This is a genomic window from Endozoicomonas sp. ALD040, assembly GCF_049275945.1.
Classification (GTDB): Bacteria; Pseudomonadota; Gammaproteobacteria; order Pseudomonadales; family Endozoicomonadaceae; genus Endozoicomonas_A.
This window is the reverse complement of the sequence record NZ_CP184829.1, coordinates 6957559-6981951: the sequence shown is the minus strand read 5'-3', so window position 1 is coordinate 6981951 and position 24393 is coordinate 6957559. Positions and strand designations below refer to the sequence as shown.

Sequence of the window (24393 nt, the reverse complement as noted above, 5' to 3'; positions counted from 1 at the left end):
TTTAAGTACTTAATTAAGGTAGTCTGCTGAGGTTGCAGGTGGAAATGAACTTTCTCATCGCCAGTCGCAGAAGGCACTCAGAGTGTAGGAGTATGGAATACTTTCTGCGTGGGAAAATGACCATTTAGGCACATTTTCCCTGAAGTATTTTTCCCAGCCATTCTCAAACAGTTTCGTGGTGCGATCCCGGCGTTCACGGAACTGCAGATAATTTTCGTGCCGGGTCCAGCCATGCATCATGTCACTTGCTTCAACGCGGCCTGCATACTCTGCGTCGGTTTCATTGAAGCGTTGAGGTGTAGCAACAGACGCACGTTTCACATATTCATCGTCCGTTTCACCCAGGCCTGCCCAGCGACTGATCTTGTCAAGAGTTCGGCCCAGAGGCCCACCCAGCCATTGAGTGAGCATCTTGTTGTCGTTCATAAAGAAGTCGTAAGTAAGACTCGACGCCAGAGCGAAGCCGAAGCTTTGAGCATAGCTAAATCCGGATACCAGACCCTGGGCGTATGCTCCAACAGTGGCAATCGGGCCCAGAGCGAGAGCAGCTGTGGCAGAAGTCAGCGTTTTCACTTTTTGTGGTGTTACCCGGTGCAACAGTGTTACCTGAACCCCTTGACCGGAAGCCATGGACTTCACTATTTCGGGCACCAGACGGAGAATACTGTGGTACATATGCGGGTTAGCGTTGTACTGTCTGGCAAACAACATGGAGCCGGTTCTCAGCAGAATGACTGAGGAAGCGGCTTTACCCAATGGCATGGCCAGCCCGCCCACTTCAGAGACTCGTTCAATGCCAATGTGGTTTGCGTATTGGCTGGTTCGGTTAAGATCAATACCATAGCCTTCCAGCCAGTGCTGGAAAGGTGTGAGCATCCGGTGCAGGTAATCACCCCTGTTGGTCAGATCCAGAAGATAGAGAAATGAAACGTTCGAGAGGGATAGCTCGACAGCCTGCCAGGTGGTGTGGGTCGCCAGCAGGGGGGTGTAGCTGGAGAAGTACCAGGTGACAGCCTGTACCAGAAAAGCTGAAGGTTTGACCCAGTAATCATTCAGTTGGTGCTCAACTGCTGCGGCATGGGCCTGCATCAAGGTGCTATCGATAGCTTTGACCAGGTCTGATTCAGCCAGGCCGACAGCATGAGCATAAGGTGTCAGGGTATCCTGAACTTTGCTCAGGAAGGCTGCCATTTTGTGGCCGTTTTCAAAGGCAATATCGTCGAGAACATAGTTGGCGATGACCGCAGCAGCGTAGTCTTTCATGCCAGCAACAGACTCTTTTATACCCGCCGGATCAGAAGCAGTCACGGTCACAGGAGTAAAGGCACTCTGCATGAATTCATCAACCCCTACACCGGAGAGCACCTGGACAATGGCTCTGAAGCGAGGCAGGTTGACGCCGTGTTTGTAGCCAAGGAAGTGTTCAAATTCATTCACTGTCTGATAACCTTCAACACCTCTGACAGCCTTAATGTGGTTCTCAAGTTCAATCTTGCTGATCAGACCCTCACGCAGCAAAGCTATGATTTTGTTACCACTGGCAGAATGGACAGATAAGTATTCCGAAAAGTCTTTCAGGTCCCGCTCGACATAGTGAATACCTGCCAAGCCCAAGCCGCGAATTTCGTCGTCGTATTCTTGTGCCCCATTTTCTATCTCAGACAATGCCTGGTGCGTCAGAATCCGGACTTCTTCGAAGGCATTCAGGGGTTGACCTTCTTCAGGCTCGGGAGAGGATTCCGGAAAGGTCGTCTTCAGGCTCCTGAAAACTTCCACAATCCGGCTGGCCTGTATAAACGTCAGTTTGTCTCCGGCCAGCGCCTGCAAGCGAACTGGTGCAAATTCATTGTCAAAATCGAAAGTCGCAAGAGATGGTGTTGCCTTACCGTTTTCTTTTGCTGCTTTTGTCAGGCCAATGGCGGCTTCCAGAGCTTGTTTTTTGAGAGGATGCTGCTGCGAAAATCTGTGGATAGAATTCAGAACTTTTGCCTGCTTTGGCGAGTACTGGAAGGGGCTACCATCATTTTCGACGGTTTTCTCTGCCGCCTTCAGGACTTCCTTTATTCTCTCAATGTCTGCTTTCCTGGCTTCAATCTCATCTTCCAGACGGACCTGTTCCTGAGTCAGTTGCCGGATCTTGCCGCCGTTACCGTCATGTCCGCCCAGCTGTACCAGTTTGCTTCTCAGGGCATTAACCCGGTGTTCACTGGTGTCAGTGGGGTCTGGTTTAAGACCCACTGCTTTTTCTAAAGGGTCAAGAAACGCTTTATGAAAATCTATCAGGTCTTCTTCTGCTTTTGATAACGCTTTACTTTTCTGCTCCAGGGCTAAATTCAGCAGGGCTATTTCGTTCTTATGGAGGGTTTCAGCGGACTCATCGGTGTTAAGCTCCTCCTTTTTAAGGTCCAGCCTCTGTTGTGTATTCCTCTCGTCAAGCCGTGCATTGCTCACCTTCATGCTTTCTCTGTCGTGAATACGAAGAAATTGCAAAATCTGAGCGTACTTGTCCCGGGTTAAAGGCAGTTCACCCAATGCTTCATACAGTTCATCGTTATTGTCCAGGCTACCAGTATGTTTATTGTCTGCAACGACAGCAGAGTAATCAGCTTCTGCCAGTAAACTGAGGTCATCTCCATCTGTCAGGATATTCGCATTGGTCAGGGTTTTCAGTTGCTCAAGGATTTCATCTCGTTTTTCTTCGCTGTATTCCCGCAGGTAATGTTTGACGTCCTCCATCCGCTCTTCGGGAACTTGTGCGTCATTTGCAGTCAGACCCAGGTCGGTCTGAAGTTTTTTCATTGCCTGATTGACAATCGTGTTGTCTTCATCAGGGATAGGTTGCAGCTCAGCACGGCTCCCTGCAAATACCACGCGTTTGCCACGCAGCCTGTTCAGTTTGCGATGAACATTTGTCAGCTCACTTTCAGCCTCTTTCAGTGCCCGTCTGGCCCTGGCTGCATCACGATCAAGAACGAATCGTGGCTTAGCTCCCAGACGAGCCATTTGCCTGTCAAGTTCATGATCAATGGCGGCGATACGCTCATTGACGTCAGGCAGGCCGACATTGACAACTTCTTCGTCCAGCCGCTGGAGTTTTGTTTCAATCAGACTGTTCTGGTCTTCGAGGGTGGCATCATCTTTATAGTCCTCAATGTTGAGTCGAAAAGCTATTTCATTGTTCCAGACTCTTCTGGCGGCTTCATCGTCGTAAAGTGCGTTTGATTTTGCGATTAATTCCTGAATTTTGGTTCTCAGGGTATCCTTTCGGTCAGACAGGTTGACATCCATGTCAAATGCTATATCCAGATCTTTGGCCAGTTTGACAGTGAAAACCTGACCTCTTTTTTGAGCGGCAGAGTTTTCGCTAATGTCGATGTTTAGCTTGTCCTCTATAGTTTTTAGCATAGAAGTCTGTTGTCTTATGGCTCGTTCATACGCATCTTCGAAAAAAAAGTTAAGACATCTCTGAAGCCTCCCGGGTCTTGTTTCTCTTTGTTCGTAAGCAGGTGAAATGTCTCCTTTCCAGTAAGGGGAGTCTATGTCATCCAGCATTTTTTCGGTGATATCTTCGTCCTCAAGTCTGGTAAGAATCCTGCCGAGTCTTTCCTGGTTGTCATCATCGTCAATGGCATCGATCTTGAGTATTTCTTCCAGGGTTTCCAGTACGTCCAGCGCCTCTTCTTCTACCTGCTGTCTGACTTGTTCAATGTATGACCGAATTTCCCTGGCAATGGCGTCACGACGATAATACACATCGTCCTCACTACCCTGAATATTCATCGCCAGGGCGTTTTCCAGATCAGTGAGTTTCCTGAGCACTTCAGGCATGGCTATGGGGTGCCCTGGTGTTCTGATGTCTTCCAGTTCTGTTTCCAAATCTGCGAGACTGAATAACCTGTTACGTGTTGCTTCTATCTGTGTGTTGCGTTGTTCTATTGTGCTGCCTTCTTCCATAGGGTCATAAAAGTCTGTCACATAATCTCCAATGAGTTTGGCGTCAATGTCTTCTATGCCCCTTTGAGCAGGCAGTGCCCGGATACTCTGAAAGATATATTCCTGGTGTTCGTCTGGTGAATTGTCCTGATTATCAAGTCTGTCAGGCAGGTCTGCCTGCCGAAGATTCAGTCTGTTAATCTTCCCTAGTTCAGTGTTCAGTGACTGAATTCTCCGAACCAGGCGTTTTTGTTGAACGGCAATATCTGCATTGCTATCAAAATCCTTAATATTTAAATGTACGGCAATGGCGGCATAATGGGCTTTCATTGCAGCTCTTTTTCCAGCCTCTGTACTGGTCTTCTGAAGATGCTGTCGGAATAGAGTTCCCTGCTGATTAAGGTGCTTCAGAATGGCCTGGTGACGAGCTTCCGGTCTAGCTTCACTGAAGCGCACCAGACCGAGCTGACTTTCAACGATAGCCAGCTTGTGGCGGGCCTCGACATTGGTGGCTGCTGCATTTTGTTGCATACAATGTTGAATGGACTGAAAGCGTGCACTCAGATCGTTTTCATTGATCGGAATGATATCGAGCGGGCCTTCCATCGCTGCCAGTTTTACTTTTGCTGCTTCTTCGTCAAACTGTTCTGTTGCGGCCATCACCTGGTTGATTTCATCCAGTTTTATTGAGATGAGTCTGGCTTGTTCTTTTGCTGGTCGGGTATCATCCCAGTTATCAATACCAAGTTTTTCTGCCAGTTGAGCTTTGTAAGCCTTGTTGGCTTCTGCTCTGACATCACGGGCATGTCGTTCCAGGTGCGGGATTCGTCTGACTTCGTGTTGAAGTTTCCGAAGCAGGTTTTCCAGTTCTTCCTGCTCGGCATGAAAATGTAAAAGCTTATTCTCAAGTTGCCGATGGAGATAGATTGCTCTCTGTTTCTCCCTTTCACTGATAGTGACTTCTTCTGATACCAGCCTTAGCAGGCTTACAACCCGGGCGAGTTCGGCTTCTGTTGCCAGATGATCTTCCAGCATGAGTTCCCTCTCAATCAGTTGTCTGGCCATATCGCTCAGGACTTTGGAAACAAACGGGTCGTCGCGAAAAATATCGGTCAATGGTTCGGAGACACCGGTTATAAGGTTCAGCATGCTCTGAACAAAACGCTGTTTAGTCAGGAGATCTCTCAGCTGGGGTCTGAAGCTGAAATGTTTTGTGAGTTGAATCTGCAGCCAGGTCGGTGTGATGGCTGTCAAAACCACTCTGATGTGTTCCAGTGTAAGCTCAAATTCATCGTTTCCATAAATGCCATAGGGAGTAGCACTGGCTAATGCCTGCTGGAGAGATTCATAGTATGTAAGTGCATGTATCATCCGTTGATCTTCGTCTGCAAGTGTCTTCGGTTGCTCTTTGTTAGCGGTAGCACCATGTCTCGCAACAAACCTCTCCAGCACTGTCATCTGCATGCTTCGAATGACGTACTGGTAGCTTTTGACCTTATATTTTTTAACCTTTGTTACCACTCCGGGGGAGGGGGGATTAACTTCAGCTTTTTTCCAGAGGTCATAGAGGTTTTCTACAAAAGCGATATCATGGGGGTTCAGCCTCTGACCATGAAAAACAATCACCTCCCCCGTAGCTTCTGTCACTTCCAGCTTTGGGTAACCCGCAGGCACAGGATAAACCTGTGTGTCATCCTCGACGTTGACAACGTAGCCGACGGGTTTGCTGTGTGCCAGAAGTTCATTAAGGGCCTTTTGTTGTAAGTCCTCTTCCAGCACGTGAACCTGGATATAGGCAGATGCGGCTGCTGCCAGGAGAACATCATCATTGACAAAGAGTGATTGTCCCAGACGTTGTCGGTCAGGAGGCTGATCGCCAGCAGCGAGAAGACGCATGAAAGTACGCCCATTCACTTCAACTTCTTCTACTTGAAGGGTGGCAAGGGGAACATAGTGATGATTTGCGCCGAGGTTTCCTGCCACATAATTGACAGCTTTAAGCAAATTAGCCAGTTGTCCGGGGCTGGCGATTTTCGTTAACGGTTCTAATTCGCTGTTAACTAATTGGTAACGAACAGCCTCAACTGAATACTGATCGGTCATTCCACTTCTGACTTCAATGACCAGATTCTTTTCTTTAAGATTATGGGTGAACCTGAAGGCTGCCTCATTACCCACTTTCAGGACTTTGGTGTATTTTTGAGCAACGCCATTTTCGCCTGTTTCAAACAGATCAACACTGGAAACGCAGCCATCAACATCAGCAAGAACTTCTGTGAAGCCTTTAGAAGGAAAGGCATAGATTGCCCTGTAATCAGTCTTGTCACGATAGGTGGTTGTATAGGATTTGGGTATTGGCTGCTGGTCCTGATCCAGGGTTGGCCGAACCATGACCTCACTGTGGGTAAACTTCACATGTCCATTATTTATAATATCGACGGACTTTGTCTGCAGCTTGCGATCGGCCAGTGCCTGTGGAGCAATGATGGAAGAACTGATTGCAAAAGTCAGAGCGAGGCTTAACGAATTGGAGCGAGCTTTTGTCATTCTACTACCTCAGAGCTGAGTACTGTTTACCGTGAAAAGTGATTTTTACCTCAAGTGGAGAAACGGTTTCTAATCGCTCATGGCTGTCAGTTGCTCATGAAGGCACCCAGGGTGTAAGAGTAAGGAATACTTTCTGCGTGGGAGAACGACCATTTAGGTACATTTTCCCTGAAGTATTTCTCCCAGCCATTCTCGAATAGCATCATGGTGCGATCACGGCGTTCACGGAACTGCAGATAATTTTCGTGTCGAGTCCAGCCATACAGGGTGTTGTTTGCTTTAACACGGCTTGCATATTCTTCATCGGTCTCACTGAAGCCCTGAGGTGAAGCAATAGCGTCAGGTTGCAAATACTCATCGTCCGTTTCCCCCGCGCCTGTCCAGCGATTAATCTTGTCAAGACTTCGGCCCAGAGGTCCACCCAGCCATTGAGTGAGCATCTTGTTGTCGTTCATAAAAAAGTCGAAAGTGAGACTTGACGCCAGTGCGAATCCGAAGGTTTGTGCATAGGTGAATCCGGATATAAGGCTATTAGCGTATGCTCCGAAAGTGGCTACCGGACCCAGCACAAGTCCGACAGTGGCAGAAGCCAGAGTTTTTACTTTTTGTGGTGTCATTCTGTGCAGCAGCGGTACCTGAACCCCTTGTCCGGAACCCATGGACTTCATCATTTCGGGCACCAGACGGACAATGCTGCGATACTTGTGGGGGTTGGCGTTGTGCTGTCTGGCAAAGAGCGCAGAGCCGGTTTTCAACAGAATGACTGAGGACGCGGCTTTACCCAATGGCATGGCCAGTCCGCCCAGTTCAGAGATTTGTTCAATGCCACTGTGGTAGGCATATTGTCCGGTTCGGTCAAGATCAATACGGTAGCGTTCCAGCCAGTGCTGGAAAGGTGTGAGCATTCTGTGCGGATAATCCCCTCTGTTGGTCAGGTCCAGCAGATAGAGGAACGCCATGTTTGAGAGGGACAGTGCCTTAGCCTGTGAGACGGTATGAGTCGCCAGTAGCGGTTTGTAGCTGGAGAAGTACCAGGTGACAGCCTGTACCAGGAAGGCTGAAGGTTTGACCCAGTATTCCTTCAGCTGCCACTCAACCGCTGTGGCATGAGCCTGCATCAAGGTGTCATGGATAGCCTTGATCAGGTCTGATTCAGACAGGCCGACAGCATTGGCATAAGGTGTCAGGGTATCCTGAACATTGTCCAGGAAAGCCGCTGTCCTGTGGCCATTATCAAAGGCAATATCATCAAGCACGTAATTGGCGATGACTGCGGCTGCATACTCCTTCATGCCGACAACCGACTCTTTCATAGCCGCCGGACCCGTTGCCGTTAGAGTCACTGGAGCAAAGACACTCTGCATGAAAGCCTCGGTACTCTCATCGGACAGCATCTGGACAACCTTCCTGAACTCAGGCACCCTGACGCCGTGTTTATAACCAAGGACGTGTTCAAATTCAGCCACTGTCTGATAACCGTCGACACCTCTGACGGCCTTCATGTAGTTTTCAAGTTCAACCTTGCTGATCAGCCCTTCACTCAGCAAAGCCATGATCTTGTTAGCACTGGCAGAACGGGCAGCGAAGTATTCCGGGAAGCTTTTCAGGTCCCCGGGAACATGCTCGATAAAGTGAATGCCCGTTGAGCCTATGTCACGAATTTCGTTGTCGTATTGTTGAGACGCGGTTTTTATTTCATTCCTGGCTCTTCGCACCAGAATCTGAGCTTCTTCAATGGCATTCCGAAAATGATACTCCGCAGGCTTGAAGGGATAATCCCGGAAGATCGTCTTCAGACTCTTGAAAACTTCCACAATCCGACTGGCCTGTGTAAACGTCAGTTCGTCTCCGGCCATTGCCTGTAAGCGAATTGGTGCAAATTCATCATTAAAATCGAAAGTCTTGAGGCAGGGTATTGTCTTACCGCTTTCTACTGCAGATTCTGCCAGACTCATCGCGACTCCCAGAGCTTGTTTTTTCAGAAGGTGCTGCTGAGTGAATGTGTGTATAGCGTCCAGAACCTTTGCCTGTTTCGGTGTGTACTGGAAGGGACCAGCATCATTTTTGACAGCTTCTTCGGCAGCCTTCAGGACTTTTTTCAGTCTCTCAATATCTGCTCCGGAGGCTTCAATTCCAGCTTTCGGGCGGGCCTGTTCCTGAATCAGTTGTTGGATCTTGTTGCCCAATCCTGCATCGACTTCATCAGTTGCGTCCCGGGCATAAGTATCTGAATGGTCTTTAATAGCAATAGTGTAATGAGCTGCTTCCAGCGAAGCGGGGTCGCCAGATATCCGGACGTCCAGATTTGTTTTGGTTCTCAGTTCCGCAACGATTTGATCTCGTATTTCGACACTGAATTCCAGCAGGAAATTTATAATGTCTTCTGCTCGCTCTCTATTAGTTTGCTCCTCACCTGCAGACAGACCCAGTTCGGTCTGATAATGTTTCATTGCCCGATTGAACGTCGTATCGTCTTTTTCTGAAGTATCTTTGAAGTCAGTATGGCTACCCAAAGGTACCAACTGTTTGCGACGAATAGCATCCAGATTGTGATTAGCAGCCTCCAGCTCACTTCCAGCTTCTTCGACTGCCCGCCTGGCTGTCGCTAACTCACGATCAAGAACGTATCGGGGTTTGGGTCCCAGGCGAGCCATTTGCCTGTCAAGAGCATTCTCAATGGCTGCAATACGCTCATTGATGTCAGGCTGACCCACTTTGAAAACTTCTTCATTCAGCTGTTGAAGCTTTTCTCTAATCAGGCTCTTTTGTTCGTTTATGCTGGCATCATTTCTGTAGCCATTAATGTTGAGTTGATCAGCAATTTTATTGTTACTGACCCTTTTAACACCTTTATTGTTATAAGTTTTCTCTACTTCTTTCATTAATTCCTGAAGTCTTTCTCTCAGGGTATCCTTCTGGTCAGACAGGTCGGCATCGTCTTCAAACCCTATACGCAGTTCATTGGCCAGTTTAGCTATGAAAGTTTTTTCTCTTTCCTGAGCAGCAGGGTTTTCATGAGGGTCAATATCCAGCTTGTCCTCCAGAGCGATAAGGTAATCTGCCTGTCGTTCCCTGGCCTGCAGATCCGATTCTTCGACTTTGAAGGTAAGGCCATCACGAATACTGTGGAGTACCACATCCATCCGCACCAGACCCCGCTCCAGATCTTTCTCCAGATCTCCCATCAGATCTGGCCCTTTATCTTCCCACCCGAGGATCTTGTCCATCTGACCCAGCTCGTGATTTGAGATATCACCGCCATCAAGCCTCGAGAGAACCCTTGCCAGTCGTGCTGCTTTGTCATCACCTTCATTGATGTGGATGCTGAGTAACCCTTCCATAGATTTCAGTACGGTCAGGGCCTCTTCCTCTGACCGCTGTCGGGCTTCTCTGATGTATATCCGGATAGCTTCAGAAATGACCTGACGATGGTAATACACATCGTTCTCTTCACGGAGGTTTTCTTTCTCAAAAACGCTTTCCACGGCAAGAAGGGTCCTGGATACTTCAGGCATGACTTTGGGGTGGCCCGGTGTTCTGATGTCTTCCAGTTCGTCTTCCAGCTTTGAAAGCTCGAAGAGCTTGTCATGTACCATTAACTCCAGGTTGGTGCGGTCTTCCAGACTTCTGTCTTCATTCAGATCAATACCCAGAACTGCTGCCAGAGAAATTTGTCTGAGCCCGGTGTAATAATCCTCCATATTGAGCTGCTCACCCATTTTCATAAGTGTTTGAATCAGATGTTCTTGCTGATCGTCAATATCTGTATGGCTATCAAAATCCCTGATGTTTAAATATGCGGCAATAGTCGTAAAGCGTTTTTTTATTTCTGCTACTTTTTTAGCCTCTGAGCTGGTGATTTGTTGCCGGAAGGCTTGCTGATGAGGCTCCAGGTCGTCTTCATTAAGTGGAACAATAATCAGCTTGGCGCCAATTGCCGCCAGATGTTCCTCCAGAGCCTGTTTTTGTGACTGTGCTGTTGCGGCTACCAATCTGAAGATTTCATTAATTTTTCTGCTGATCAGCCTGGCTTGCTCTTCCAGTGGTTGGGTATCATCCCAGTCCTCAATACCAAGCTCTGCTGCTGTTTGAGCGTTGCGAGATTTTGTGGCATCTGTTCTGGCATCATGAACTTGTTTTTTTAGCAATGGAATTTGATTGGCTTCCCGTTGCAGCGTCACTATCCGGTTTGTCAGAGCATCTACCCTGCCATGAATCTTCGCAAGCTCATCCACAAGTTGCTGATTTAACTCCTCCATTCTCAAGTTTTGCCCGATACCTTGAGCGGCTGATGCCAAAAAGCGATCGGTTAATTCACTTTGTTTTGCCAGCAAGGCCTCTATTGTCCTGAGCTTCTTCAACGCGCTTTCCATCTCAAGCAGTTGCCCGACAAAGTCACCAATGACTCTGGCAGTAAAGCCTTCGCCCAGGCGAGGAGAATCATCAGAATAATCATACGAACTGGCGAGAAAGATTAAAGCTTTATGAATATTCTGAACAAATAGCCCGTTAGTTAGAAAATTTCTAAGTACAGGTTTGAAGCTGAAGTGTCTTAACAGTTGAATATGCACCCAGGTTGGCGTGATCAACGGCGAAGTGAATTTGACGTGTTGTGAAGTGAATTCAACTTCATCTGCTCCATCTGAAGTAGCACTGGCCAATGCCTGTTGAAGCCCTTCAAAGTCTGCAAGCTCGTCCTCCTCATCACCTTCTTCTACACGGAGGTCGAGTCCGGCATGGTGCTTTGCAGCCAAATCCTCCAGCATTGTCATCTGGCTGCTTCGAATGATGTACCGGTAGCTTTTGACCTTGTCTTTTTTAACCCGTACAGTGTCCTTGTTATCATAACTGGTAACCCAATACGAGACGCCATAGAGATTTTGCACAAAGGCGATATCGCTGGGGTTCAGTTTCTGACCATGGAAGACAATAATCTCCCCCGGAGTCTCAGTCACTTCCAGTTTTGGATAACCAGCAGGGACAGGATAAGCCCGAGTCTCATCCTCGACATGCACAACATAGCCGACGGGTTTATGGTATGACAGCAGATTTTCCAGGGCATCCTGTTGTATCTCTTTCCCAAGAACATGCACCTGGGTATAGGCAGAGGTGGCTGCTGCCAAAAGCACCTCATCATTGACAAAAAGTGACTGACCCAGACGTTGCAGCTCAGGAGGCTGATCACCCGCAGCGACAAGGCGCATGAAGGTGCGCCCGTCCACCTCAACCTCGTCTACTTCAAGGGTGGCAAGGGCAACATAGTTATCGGCTTCGCCAAGGTTTCCTGCTCTTTCGTGCGCACCTTCAAGTACCCCCACCAGATGATCGGGGCTGGCCATTTCAGTAGAGGGTTCCAATGTCCAGGCGACCCCTGATTGAGCGCGAACAGCACGAATTGAATCCTGACGGGTCATACTGTCTCTGACTTCGATAAGCAGTTTCTCTTCTGCAAGGTTATGGGTGAACCTGAAGATCCCCTCATTACCCACCTTCAGCACTTTGGTGTACTTCTGAGCAACGTTATTCTCGTCTGTCTCAAACTGATCAACACTGGAAACGCCACCCTCGATGCCAGAAAGAACGTCTGTGAAGCCTTCAGAAGGAATGTCATAGCCCGATCTGACTTCAGTCTGATCAGGGTAGGTGGTGGTGAAGGATTTGGTTATTGGCTGCGAGTCATCATCCAACGTTGGCTTAACGATGACCTCGCTCTGGGTAAACTCCACTTGTTCATTGCCCGAAATATCAACAGATTTTGTCTGCAGCCTGCGATTAGCCAGTGCGTCTGTAGCAATGATGGAAGAGCTGATGGCAACGGCCACGGCAAGGCTTAATGCATTGGGGCGGATATTTCTCATTCAACTACCTCGAAGCTGAGTATTTTTATTACTGTAAAAAGTGATTGTTACGCCAAACGGGATGGCAACTTCCAATCGCTTATGGCTGTAATCACTTATTCGAGTGGCTTCAAGGCTTTTTTACTTTAACGGAGAAATGTCTGTGGGCTGAGAAGGAGAACTCACAGACGGTACCATCACCGATGTTTTGTCACCGGTGTGGTTCTTATGGTAGTTGCTTGTTGCGTGATTAATTCACCGGCACTTTCTTATTGCCCCGTTGCTACTCGTAGAAGGCTCCAAGAGTGTAGAAGTAAGGAATACTTTCTGCATGGGAGAACGACCATTTGGGCACATTCTCCCTGAAGTATTTCTCCCAGCCATTCTCATACAGTTTCATAGTGCGATCCCGGCGTTCGCGGAACTGCAGGTAATTTTCGTGTCGTGTCCAGCCATACATAGTGTTGTTTGCTTTAACACGTTTTGCATAGTCTGTATCGGTTTCACTGAAGCTTTGAGGCTTGGCAATAGCCGTACGCTTTACATATTCAGCTGACGTTTCCCCCACGCCTGTCCAGCGATTAATCCTGTCAAGACTGCGGCCCAGCGGTCCAGCCAGCCATTGAGTGAGCATCTTGTTGTCGTTCATAAAGAAGTCGAAAGTGAGGCTCGACGCCAGCGCGAACCCGAAGGTTTGGGCATAGGTGAATCCTGATAAAAGGCCATGGGCGTATGTTCCGACAGTGGCTATCGGACCCAATACGAGACCGGCTGTGGCCGAGGCCAGGGTTTTCACTTTTTGTGGTGTCACCCTGTGCAGCAGCGGTATCTGAACTCCCTGTCCGGAACCCATGGATTTCAGTATCTCCGGCACCAGACGGGAAATGCTGCGATACATCTGCGGGTTGGCGTTGTACTGTCGGGCAAACAGCATAGAGCCGGTTTTCAGCATAATGACGGAGGAAGCGGCTTTACCCAATGGCATGACCAGCCCGCCCACCTCAGAGATTTGTTCAATTTCATGGTGATAGGCATATTGCCCGGTTCGATCAGGATCAACACCATAAGATTCCAGCCAATGCTGGAAAGGTGTCAGCATCCGATGCAGGTAATCACCTCTGTTGGTCAGATCCAGAAGATAGAGGAATGACATGTTCGAGAGGGATAGCTCAGCAGCCTGCCAGGTGGTGTGAGCAGCCAGCAGGGGTTTGTAGCTGGAGAAGTACCAGTTGACAGCCTGTACCAGAAAGGCCGAAGGCTTGACCCAGTAATCCGGTAGCTGTCGTTCAACCGCTGAGGCATGGGCCTGCATTAATGTGCCATGAACAGTTTCGATCAGGTCTGATTCAGATATTCCGGCAGCCTGGGCATAAGGTGTCAGGGTATCCCGAACATTGCTCAGGAAGGCTGCCGTCCTGCGGCCATTGTCAAAGGCAATATCATCAAGAACGTAGTTGGCGATGACCGCAGCTGCATACTCTTTCATGCCGACAACAGATTCTTTCATACCCGTCGGGCCAGTGGCTGTGACAGCTACAGGGTCAAAGGCACTTTGCATGAATTCCTCAACAGCCTTGTCGGACAACATCCGGACAACCTCCTTGAAGTTGAGCATATGGACGCCGTGTTTGTAGCCAAGGAAGTGTCCAAATTCATCCACTGTCTGATAACCGTCGACACCTCTGACGGCCTTCATGTAGTTCTCAAGCTCGATTTTGCTGATCAGTCCTTCCCGCAGCAGGGCCATGATCTTGTTGCCACTGGCAGAATGGCTGGCAAAGTATTCCGAGAAGCCTTTCAGATCCTCTGATTCATGTTCGACGAAGTAAATGGCTTTTTTGCCCATGCCGTGTATTCCATCGTCGTATTGTTGAGCCCCGGTTGCCATCTCATTCCGGGCCCTGCCTGCCAGAGCCTGGACTTGTTCAATGACATTCTGAGGCTGATCTTCTGCGGACTCGACAGGGGAGGGCGGGATGTTCGTCTTCAGGCTTTTGAAGACTTCCACCATCTGACTGGCCTGATAAAACGTCAGATCGTCTCCGACCGCCTGCAGGCGAATCGTTGCAAATTCATCGTTAAAATCGAAAGTCGCAAGGCAGGGTATTGGTTTACCGTTTTTGACTGCCGATTCTGCCAGGCCCACTGCGGCATCCAGAGCCTGTTGCCTCAGAGGGTGCTGCCGTATGAAGGTGTCCATATCGGTCAGAACTTTTGCCTGTCTCGGCGTTAGCTGGAAGGGACCGCCATTATTTTCGACGGCTTCTTCTGCTGCCCTCAGGACTTTCTTCATTCTCCCAATGTCTGTTTTCCTGGCTTCAATCTCACTTCTCAGGTCAGCCCATTCCTGGATCAGTTGATTGATCTTGCCGCCACTACCATCATGCCCGCCCAGTTCTATCTTTTTTATTCTCAGGGCGCAAATCCGCTGTTCAAAGGTGTCAGTGGCGTCTGGTTTGAGACCCGCAGCCTCTTCAGCGGCGTCAAGCGCCGCTTGATGATCCACCAGAGCTTTTTGTGCTTTTGATACAGCATCATTTGCCTGCTTCAATATTAAGCCCAGCCTGTCCATCTCGTTCATATACAGGGTTTTAGCTGTCTGATCGATGTCGCCAGCATCAATCATCTCCTTTTCTTTACGATCCAGCTTCTCTTTTGCACTCCACTCTCTAATCAGTGCATTCCCCAATTCAGTGCTTTTTATGAGTTCCTGATTCACGTATTTGTCGATTTGAAGGTACTTTTTCCTGGTTAAAAGCAGTTCACCCAATACTTCATTGTCTTCGTCCTGACCAAGAGAATCTACAGAGGCTGCAATGCCAATAAAGTCATCAGCATCTGCCACTGAACCGAAGTCATCCTTTATCTGGATGACCAGACCTGTTTTGGCCTTCAGCTCATTAAAGATTTCATCCCGTCGTTCTCTACTGCATCCCCTCAGGAAATGCCTGAAGTCCTTTAATTGCTCCTCGGTGGTCTGTTCGTCACCAGCAGCCAGATCCAACTCGATCTGAACTTGTTTCATTGCCTGATTGAGAGCCATGTTCTCTTCATCCGAGAGATCCTGGATGTCAGCAGTGTGTCCCGCAAAAAATATCCGTTTACCACGAAGAGTCATCAGCCTGCAACGAGCGGCTGCCAGTTCACTTTCAGTTTTTTGTATTGTTTGCCTGGCCCTGGCTAGCTCGCGATCAAGAACATATCGGGGTTTAGGCCCCAGCCGGGCCATTTGCCTGTCAAGCTCACTCTCAATGACTGTGATACGCTCATAAATGGTAGGCCGACCTGCTATGCAGAATCCTTCATCTATCTCCCGGAGTTTTTCTTTAATCAGGTTTTTCTGCTCATCCAAAGAAACAGTAACCTTATATTCACCAATATTAAGTTGATGAGCCATTTCATTGTTTGTAGCCACTGTGAAATCTTCACTGTCAAGGAAGTCGCCTACATTTACTCTTAATGCCTGAATTTTGTCTCTTAGTGCATTCTTCTGGTCATTGAGGCTGACACCTTTTTCAAATTCAACTTTTAGATCCCTGGCTCTTGCGGCAATATAATTCTTGAGTCTTTCTCTGGCAGAAGGGTTTTCACTCGTGTAGATGTTCAGCTCCTGCTCTACAGCTTCAAGCATCTTCCTCTGTTGGCCTGAGATACGGGCATCCAAATCCGGGGTGTGGATATGAATGGCAAGACGCTCCATAAGTTTCAAGATTCTGGTTGCACTTTTTTTGCCTGCAGGCGAGACGTTTTCTTTCCAGAGGGTATTTTCCATCTCATCCAGCATGGATTCTGAGAAATCTCCGTCCTTCAGTTTTGCATAAACATTCCCATACCTTGTTGCTTTGTGAAGATCTTTGTTGACCTCGATTTTGAATATTTTTTCTACCGTTTCCAGTATTTTCAGGGCTTCTCTCTCTGCCTCCTGTCTCGCGTTTGTGATGTATGCCTGAATCTCCTCAGAAATGGCGTTACGACGGTAATACAGATCTTCCTCGCTACTGAGTTCATCCATCTTCAGGGCTTTTTCTACGGCAGTCAGTTTCTCAATGACTTCAGGCTCGGCGCCGGAGTGGCCTGATGTTTTGATGTGATGGATTTCTTTTTCCAGCTCTGCAAGCTTGAGGAGCTTGATATGTAATTCAAATTCCAGGTCGCTGAGGATTTCTGGTGAGGTGTCATCACTCAGCTCAATATCGAGCATTGTTGCCAGAAGCTCTTTTTTGGCCCTGTTGTAAGAGTCCTCTGTATCCTGTTGATTAATCGTTGTCTGAACTCTCTGAAGCAGGAGTTCATGTTGAGCAGTGATTGTTCTAAGTTGTTGTTGCAGGCGTTCATTCTGTTCACTCATTGTCTTCAGTTTTTGGAGCAGGTGTTCTTGTTGAAGGTCAGCATCTGTTCTGGTGCTCTGTTGCTGAAGAAGTTGTTTATCAATCTCGGTTTGCTGTTGAATCAGGTGTTGCTGTATGGCCTGACGACGGACTTCCGGGTCCTTTGCGTTATCTGAGACCAGACCGAGCTTACTTTCAATGTCAGTCAGAAAATTCTGGATGACTACATTGTTCGGTTCTGCTTTTTTTTGCAGGTGTCGTTGAGTGTGCTGATAGAAAGCATCCAGATCCTTGCCATTGTTCAGAGTAATACCGAATATGCTTTCAAGGGCGGCCAGTTTTGCTTTTATAGCTTTTTCCCGTGACTGTCCTGTTGTGGCAACTGTTGAGTCATCTTCTGCAGCAACCGGTTTGTCCATTTCAAGAATCTTCTCTCTGATAATTCTGGCTTGTTTTTCCAGTGGCCGGGTATCGTCCCAGCCATCAATAACCAGCTCTGCTGCGAGCCTGGTATTGAAAGCGGCTCTTTCTTTTGCGACGGCATCACGAACCTGTTTGTCAATCATTGGCATTTGATTGATGAGGTGCTGAAAGTTCAGAATGGAGTTTTTCTGTGCTTCGAGGTTTTGTTGATGTTGACGCTGAAATCTTTCTTGCAGAATGACCCCGGCAAACATCGTCCAAAGGTGTTTCCGGATGGTCTTTTGACGGTGTTCCGGAGTATCTTCTTTATTTGCAACCAGACCGAGCTGACCTTCAACGATAGCCAGTTTTTCCCATAAGACCTCATCGGTCTGGTCTGCCTGTTGACCGAGATGCTGCATAATCAACTCATAGCGGCCACCCAGACTGATTTCATTGTATGAAGTAATCCCGAGCCGGCCTTCAATTGTTGCCAGTGTTTCTTTTATAGCCTTTTCCCGAGACAGTCCTGTTGCGGTCACGGATTGTTGCAATTCATGAGTTTTTTCTCTGAGGATTATGGCTTGTTCTTCCAGTGACCGGGTATCATCCCATTTAGCAATACCAAGTATTGCTGGCGCGTGAGCGTAGCGTGCTTTTGTGGTATCGGCACCGGGATCTGATGTTTTCACTGTCTCGACGAGTTCGGCCTCTCTTGCTTTCAGCTTTTCCAGCGTGCATACCATCTCAAGCATCTGTTCGGCAATGTCGGCCATGACTTTGGAGGCAAACTCTGTGTCTTTGCCAACAGCAAAAGCCTTCATCGCATTGTGGAGTAAAAAATTCTCAATATTCTGAACAAAATTATGGTGGATCAGAAGATTTTTAAGTACAGGTTTGAAGTTGAAGTTTTTTATCAGTTGAAACTGCATCCAGGTTGGCGTGATGACTGACGAAGCGTCTCTGATATAACCCGTTGTGAACTCAAATTCATCGGTTTCATCTGGAGTGGCACTGGTTAATGCCTGCTGAAGAGATTCATAGTATCTAAGCTTCGACAGTGTATCTTGGTTCAGCTCAGCATCATTTTGTGCAGTCAACTCCTCCAGCAGCATCATTTGCCTGCTTCTGATAACGTACTGATAGCTTTTAACCTTGTCTTTTTTAATCTGTGTACTCTGGTCTTCAAATTTATTCCAGAGATCATAGTGGCTTTCCACAAAGGCGATATCGGTGGGATTCTGTTTCTGACCACGGAAAACAATAATCTCCCCCGAAACCTGATCCACTTCCAGCTTTGGATAACCCGCAGGCACAGGATAAACCTGTGTCTCATCTTCGACGTGAACAACATAGCCGACGGGTTTATGGTAAGACAACAGATGATTCAGAGCTTCCTGCTGTAAATCGTCTTTGAGAATATGAACCTGGGTATAGGCAGAGGTGGCTGCTGCCAGAAGCGCTTCATCATTGATAAAGAGCGATTGACCAAGGCGCTGCAACTCAGGAGGCTCAACACCGGCAGCGACAAGACGCATGAAGGTGCGCCCATTCACTTCAACTTCGTCTACTGCAACGGTGGCCAGAGCAACATAGTTATCAACTTCACCAAGGTTTCCTGCTCTTTCATTGGCACCCTTTAGCAATCCTGCCAGTTGTTCGGGACTGGCGATCTTTGTTAACGGATCTAATGGCTGGATGTCACCAGATTGATTTCGAATAGCCTCAATGGAGTCCAGATCGGTCATTCCGTCTCTGACTTCAATGACCAGTTTTTTTTCTGCAAGGTTATGGGTGAACCTGAAGATCCCTTCATTACCGACTTTCAGGATTTTGGTGTACTTCCGGGCAATGTCACTGTCGTCGGTTTCAAACAGATCAACACTGGAGACGCCACCCTCGATGCCAGAAAGAATGTCTGTAAAGCCTTTCGAAGGAACCTCATGCTCGGCCCTGATTTCAGTCCGGTCAGGGTAGGTGGTGGTAAAAGATTTCGGTACTGGCTGCAGGTCATCACCTAAAGTTGGCTGAACCATGACCTCACCATGGGTAAACTCCACATGCTCATTGCCCTGAATATCGAAAGACTTTGTCTGCAGCCTGCGATCCGCCAGAGTCTGTGTAGCAATGATGGAGGAGCTGATTGCAACAACTACAGCAAGGCTTAATGTATTGGGACGAGCATTTGTCATTCTTCTACCTCGGAGCTGAGTACTTTTAATACCCTGAAAAGTGATGGCCACGCCAGACGAGGAAGCAGCTTTTAATGGTTCATAGCTGTCAGTGGGTCATGGTTGCAGATAGAGATCCCGATTGAGGGGCATTGCTCTTGTCATGACCGTGAACTTTCTGATCATCGCCCTTTTGCCATCTGTAAAAGGCTCCAAGAGTGTAGAAGTAAGGAATACTTTCTGCATGGGAGAACGACCATCCAGACAAATTTTCCCTGAAGTATTTCTCCCAGCCATTCTCAAACAGTTTCATGGTGCGATCCCGGCGTTCGCGGAACTGCAGGTAATTTTCGTGTCGCGTCCAGCCATACAGGGTGTTGTTTGCTTTAACATGGCTTGCATAGGCTGCATCGGTTTCATCGAAGCGTTGGGGTCTGGCAATCGTTGTACGTTTCACATATTCATCTGTTATTTCCCCCATGCCTGTCCAGCGATTAATCTTGTCAAGACTGCGACCCAGGGGGCCACCCAGCCATTGAGTGAGCATCTTGTTGTCGTTCATAAAGAAGTCGAAAGCGAGACTCGACGCTAGCGCGAATCCGAAGGTTTGGGCATAAGTGAATCCGGATATAAGACCGTAGGCGTATGCTCCGACCGTGGCTACCGGACCTAGCATCAGACTGGCTGTGGCCGAGGTCAGCGTTTTCAATTTTTGTGGCGTCGCCCGGTGCAGCAGCGGTACCTGAACCCCTTGTCCGGAAACCATGGATTTCACTAGTTCGGGCAACAGACGGGAAATGCTGCGATACATTTGAGGGTTGGCGTTGTGTTGTCTTGCAAAGAGCATGGCGCCGGTTCTCAGCAGAATGACTGAAGAAGCGGCCTTGCCCAATGGCATGGCCAGTCCGCCCACTTCAGACACTTTTTCAATTCCGCTGTGGTAGGCATATTGCCCGGTTCGGTCAGGATCAACACCGAAGCCTTCCAGCCAGTGCTGGAAAGGTATGAGCATCCGGTGCAGGTAATCACCCCGGTTGGTCAGATCCAGAAGATAAAGGTAGGACATGTTCAAGAGAGACTGCTCGGCAGCCTGCAGTGTGGTGTGGGTTACCAGCAGAGGTTTGTAGCTGGAGAAGTACCAGGTGACAGCCTGTACCAGAAAGGCTGAAGGTTTGCCCCAGTAGTCATTGAGCTGCTGCTCAACCGCTGCGGCATGAGCCTGCATCAAGGTGCCATGGATAGCCTTGATCAGTTCTGATTCAGAGAGTCCGGCAGCATTGGCATAAGGTGTCAGGGTATCCTGAATATTGGTCAGAAAGGCTGCCGTCCTGCGGCCACTGTCAAAGGCAATATCGTCAAGAAAATAGTTGGCGATGACCGCTGCTGCGTATTCTTTCATGCCGGCAACCGACTCTTTCATAGCTGCCGGGCCAGAAGCGGCCACGGGCACAGGAGTAAAGACACTCTGCATGAATTCATCAGCCCCCTTATCGGACAGCGTCTGGACAACCTTCCTGAACTCGGGCAACCTGACGCCGTGTTCGTAGCCAAGAAAGTGCTCAAATTCATCCACTGTCTGATAACCTTCAGCACCTCTGACAGCCTTTATGTAGTTCTCAAGTTCAACCTTGCTGATCAGGCCTTCACGCAGCAGACTTATGATCTTGTTACCAATGGCAGAATGGGTAGCGAAGTATTCCGGGAAGCTTTTCAGGTCCTCTGATTGATGCTGAATGAAGTGAACGGCTGTTTTGCTCATGCTGCGAATTTCGTCGTCGTATTGTCGAGCCCCTTTTTTCATCCCATGCCTGGCCTTGCGCACAAGCCTGAAGATTTCTTTCAGATCATTTCCGAACAGAGCTTCAACAGGCTCTACAGAGGATTCCGGGAAGGTCGTCTTCAGGCTCTTGAAAACTTCCACAATCCGACTGGCCTGTTTAAGCGTCAGTTTGTCTCCGACCATTGCCTGCAAGTGATTCGGTGCAAATTCATCGTCAAAATCGAAAATCGGAAGGTAGGATATTGTCTTACCGTTTTCTGCTGCTAATTCTGCCAGACCCATCGCCGTTTCCAGAGCTTGTTTTCTGAGAGAGTTTTGCTTTACGAAGGCGTCCATATCGGTCCGAACTTTTGCCTGTTGCGGCGAATACTGGAAGGGACCCCCGTCATGTTTGACGGCCCGCTCAGCCGCCTTCAGGACTTCCTTCAGTCTCTCAATGTCTGCTTTCTTGATTTCAATTTCATCTTCCAGATAGGCTTGTTCCTGAACCAGATGCCGGATCTTGCCGTCAGTACCATCACCCCCACCCGTGACTTGAGTGTATTTTTTCCTGGTTAAGAGCAGTTCACCCTCGACTTCATGGGATTCGTCCCGACCATGGGCATTTGTGTAATCTTCACTGCTACGAAGCCTGTTCAGCCGACGATGAAAACCTGCCAGCTCACTTTCAGCTCTTGCTATTAAGAACCTGGCTGTGGCTGCTTCACGGTCAAGTACGTGTCGTGGTTTTGGTCCCAGGCGAGCGATCTGCCTCTCAAGCTCATCATCAATGGCTGCAATACGCTCATTAACGTCAGGCTGACCCGCTTTGAGAACTTCATCATCCAGCTGTCGGAGTTTTGCTGCAATAAGACAGTCCTGGTCGTCGATCCTGGCATCATCTTCATAATCTTTAATGTTGAGTTGATGAGCAATTTTATTGTTACAGATTCTCCTGGCACTCTCATCTTCATAGAGTTCCTCTACTCTATTCCATAATTCCTCAATTCTGTTGCTTAGAACATATTGCCGGACAGACAGGCTGGCATCGTCTTCAAACTCTACCTCCAGATCACTGGCCAGTTTAGCTGTGAAACTTTTGCCTCTCTCTATAGTATGAGGGTTTTCATGAGGGTCGATATCCAGCTCGTTCTCCAGAACGATAAGACGACTTGCTTGTTGTTCTCTGGCTCGCTGATCCGATTCTTCGATTATATAGTTGAGACGATCACGAACTGTCATGCGTTTGATATCCATTTCCGAAGAGTTCCCTTCCAGATCCTCCCAGTCTGGACAGTCTTCCCGGCAGATCGTCTCGTGCATCCCATCCAGCTCGTCTTTTGAGATATCACCGGCATCAAGCTTTGTAAGAATCCTTTCGAGTCTTGCTGTTTTATAATCACCTTCATTGATCTCGATGTTGAGTAATCTTTCCACACGGTCCAGCATGGAATGGGCCTTTTCTTCTGACTGCTTTCTGGCCTCTCTGATGTCATGATTTATGCCTATAGAAATGAACTGACGAAGGACATACACACTCTGCTTTTGTTTGAAGTATCTACCCCCTTCCAGAGCTATTAATACCCTACGAATTGTCTCCAGTACCTCGGGCATCAGTTTGGGATGGCCGGGTGTTTTGATGTCTTCCAGTTCAATTTTCAGTTTTGAAAGCTCGGAGAGCTTGTCAATTACCTTTGATTCCATACTGGCGCGGTCTTCAAGACGGGTATCTTTGGCTGGATCAATACCAAGAACCACTGCCAGAGTGTCTTTTCTGAGTTGGGTGTAAACATCCTCTATATCGAGCTGATAACTCATTGCCTTAAGTTGTTGACGCAGACCTTCTTCCCAGGCTTTCATTGTCTTAAATGTTTGCAGCAGGTGTTCCTGTTGAGCGTCAACATTGGTATTGCTATCAAAATCCTGAATGTTTAAATGCATGGCAATGGTTGCATAACGAGCTTTTATTTCAGCATCTGTTCTGGAGTCCTCGTGCTGATAGAGTAAAAAATTTTGAACAAAATTATGGTGGGTCAGAAGATTTTTAAGTACAGGTTTGAAGCTAAAGTTTTTTATGAGTTGAAACTGCACCCAGATAGGTTTGATGACTGAGGAGGCGTCTCTGATATGCCTTGTCGTGAACTCAAATTCATCGGTTTCATCTGGAGTGGCACTGGCTAGTGCCTGCTGAAGAGATTCATAGTAGGTAAGCTTCGACAGTTTATCTTCGTTCAGCTCAGCATCATTTTGTGCAGCCAAATCAGCAGCAAACTCCTCCAGCAGCTCCATTTGCCTGTTTCTAATAACGTACTGATAGCTTTTAACCTTGTCTTTTTTAACCTGTGTACTCTGGTCTTTAAATTTATTCCAGAGATCATAGTGGCTTTCCACAAAGGCAATATCGCTGGGATTCTGTTTCTGACCACGGAAAACAATAATTTCCCCCGAAACCTGATCCACTTCCAGCTTTGGATAACCCGCAGGCAGAGGATAAACCTGTGTCTCATCCTCGACGTGAACAACATAGCCGACGGGTTTTTGATAGGACAACAGCTCGTTCAGAGCTTCCTGTTGTAAATCGTCTTTCAGAACATGAACCTGAGTGTAGGCAGAGGTGGCTGCTGCCAGAAGCGCTTCATCGTTGATAAAGAGCGATTGCTCAAGACGCTGCAACTCGGGAGGCTCATCGCCAGCAGCGACAAGACGCATGAAGGTGCGCCCATTGACTTCAACTTCGTCTACTGCAACGGTGGCCAGGGCGACATAGTTATCAACTTCACCAAGGTTTCCTGCCCTTTCATTGGCACCCTTCAGCAATCTTGCCAGTTGTTCGGGACTGGCGATTTTTGTTAACGTATCTAATAGCGGGATGTCATCAGATTGATTTCGAATAGCTTCAACCGAATCCTGATCGGTCATTCCGTCTCTGACTTCAATGACCAGTTTTTTTTCTGCAAGGTTATGGGTGAACCTGAAGATTCCTTCATTACCGACTTTCAGGATTTTGGTGTACTTCCGGGCAATGTCATTGTCGTTGGTTTCAAACAGATCAACACTGGAAACGCCACCATCGATGCCAGAAAGAATGTCTGTAAAGCCTTCAGAAGGAATGTCATAGTCCGCCCTGACTTGAGTACGATCAGGGTAAGTGGTTGTAAAAGATTTCGGTATTGGCTGCTGGTCATCACCTAAAGTTGGCTGAACCATGACCTCACCCCGGGTAAACTCCACGGGTTTATTGCCATGAATATCGAAAGACTTTGTCTGTAGCCTGCGATCCGCCAGAGCCTGAGTAGTGATGGCGGAGCTGATTGCAACGACTACAACAAGGCTTAATGCATTGGGGCGAGCATTTATCATTCTACTACCTTAGAGCTGAGTACTTCTATTACCCCGAATTGATAACCAAGCCAAAT

Annotated in this window: 4 protein-coding genes; all 4 read right to left on the bottom strand. The window is 48.0% G+C overall.

The features are described 5' to 3' along the window. Positions 1 to 54: 54 nt before the first annotated feature. The 4 genes from ACOJUN_RS25425 to ACOJUN_RS25410 all read right to left on the bottom strand — a co-directional run bounded on the left by ACOJUN_RS25425 (position 55) and on the right by ACOJUN_RS25410 (position 24337). Positions 55 to 6480 (bottom strand): hypothetical protein, encoded by a 6426-nt coding sequence (locus tag ACOJUN_RS25425; RefSeq protein WP_422134624.1) that lies wholly within the window; start codon positions 6478 to 6480, stop codon positions 55 to 57. Positions 6481 to 6566: 86 nt separating this feature from the next. Then, a complete protein-coding gene (locus ACOJUN_RS25420) occupies positions 6567 to 12338 on the bottom strand; it encodes a hypothetical protein (protein ID WP_422134623.1) in 5772 nt (1923 codons plus the stop codon). A 262-nt stretch (positions 12339 to 12600) separates the two neighbouring features. After that, on the bottom strand, positions 12601 to 19239 hold the full coding sequence (locus ACOJUN_RS25415; protein WP_422134622.1) for a hypothetical protein: 6639 nt from the start codon (positions 19237 to 19239) through the stop codon (positions 12601 to 12603). Between the two features lie 88 nt (positions 19240 to 19327). After that, the gene (locus ACOJUN_RS25410) at positions 19328 to 24337 is read right to left on the bottom strand and encodes a hypothetical protein (RefSeq protein WP_422134621.1); all 5010 of its coding nucleotides are present in this window, start codon (positions 24335 to 24337) and stop codon (positions 19328 to 19330) included. Between the last annotated feature and the right edge of the window lie 56 nt (positions 24338 to 24393).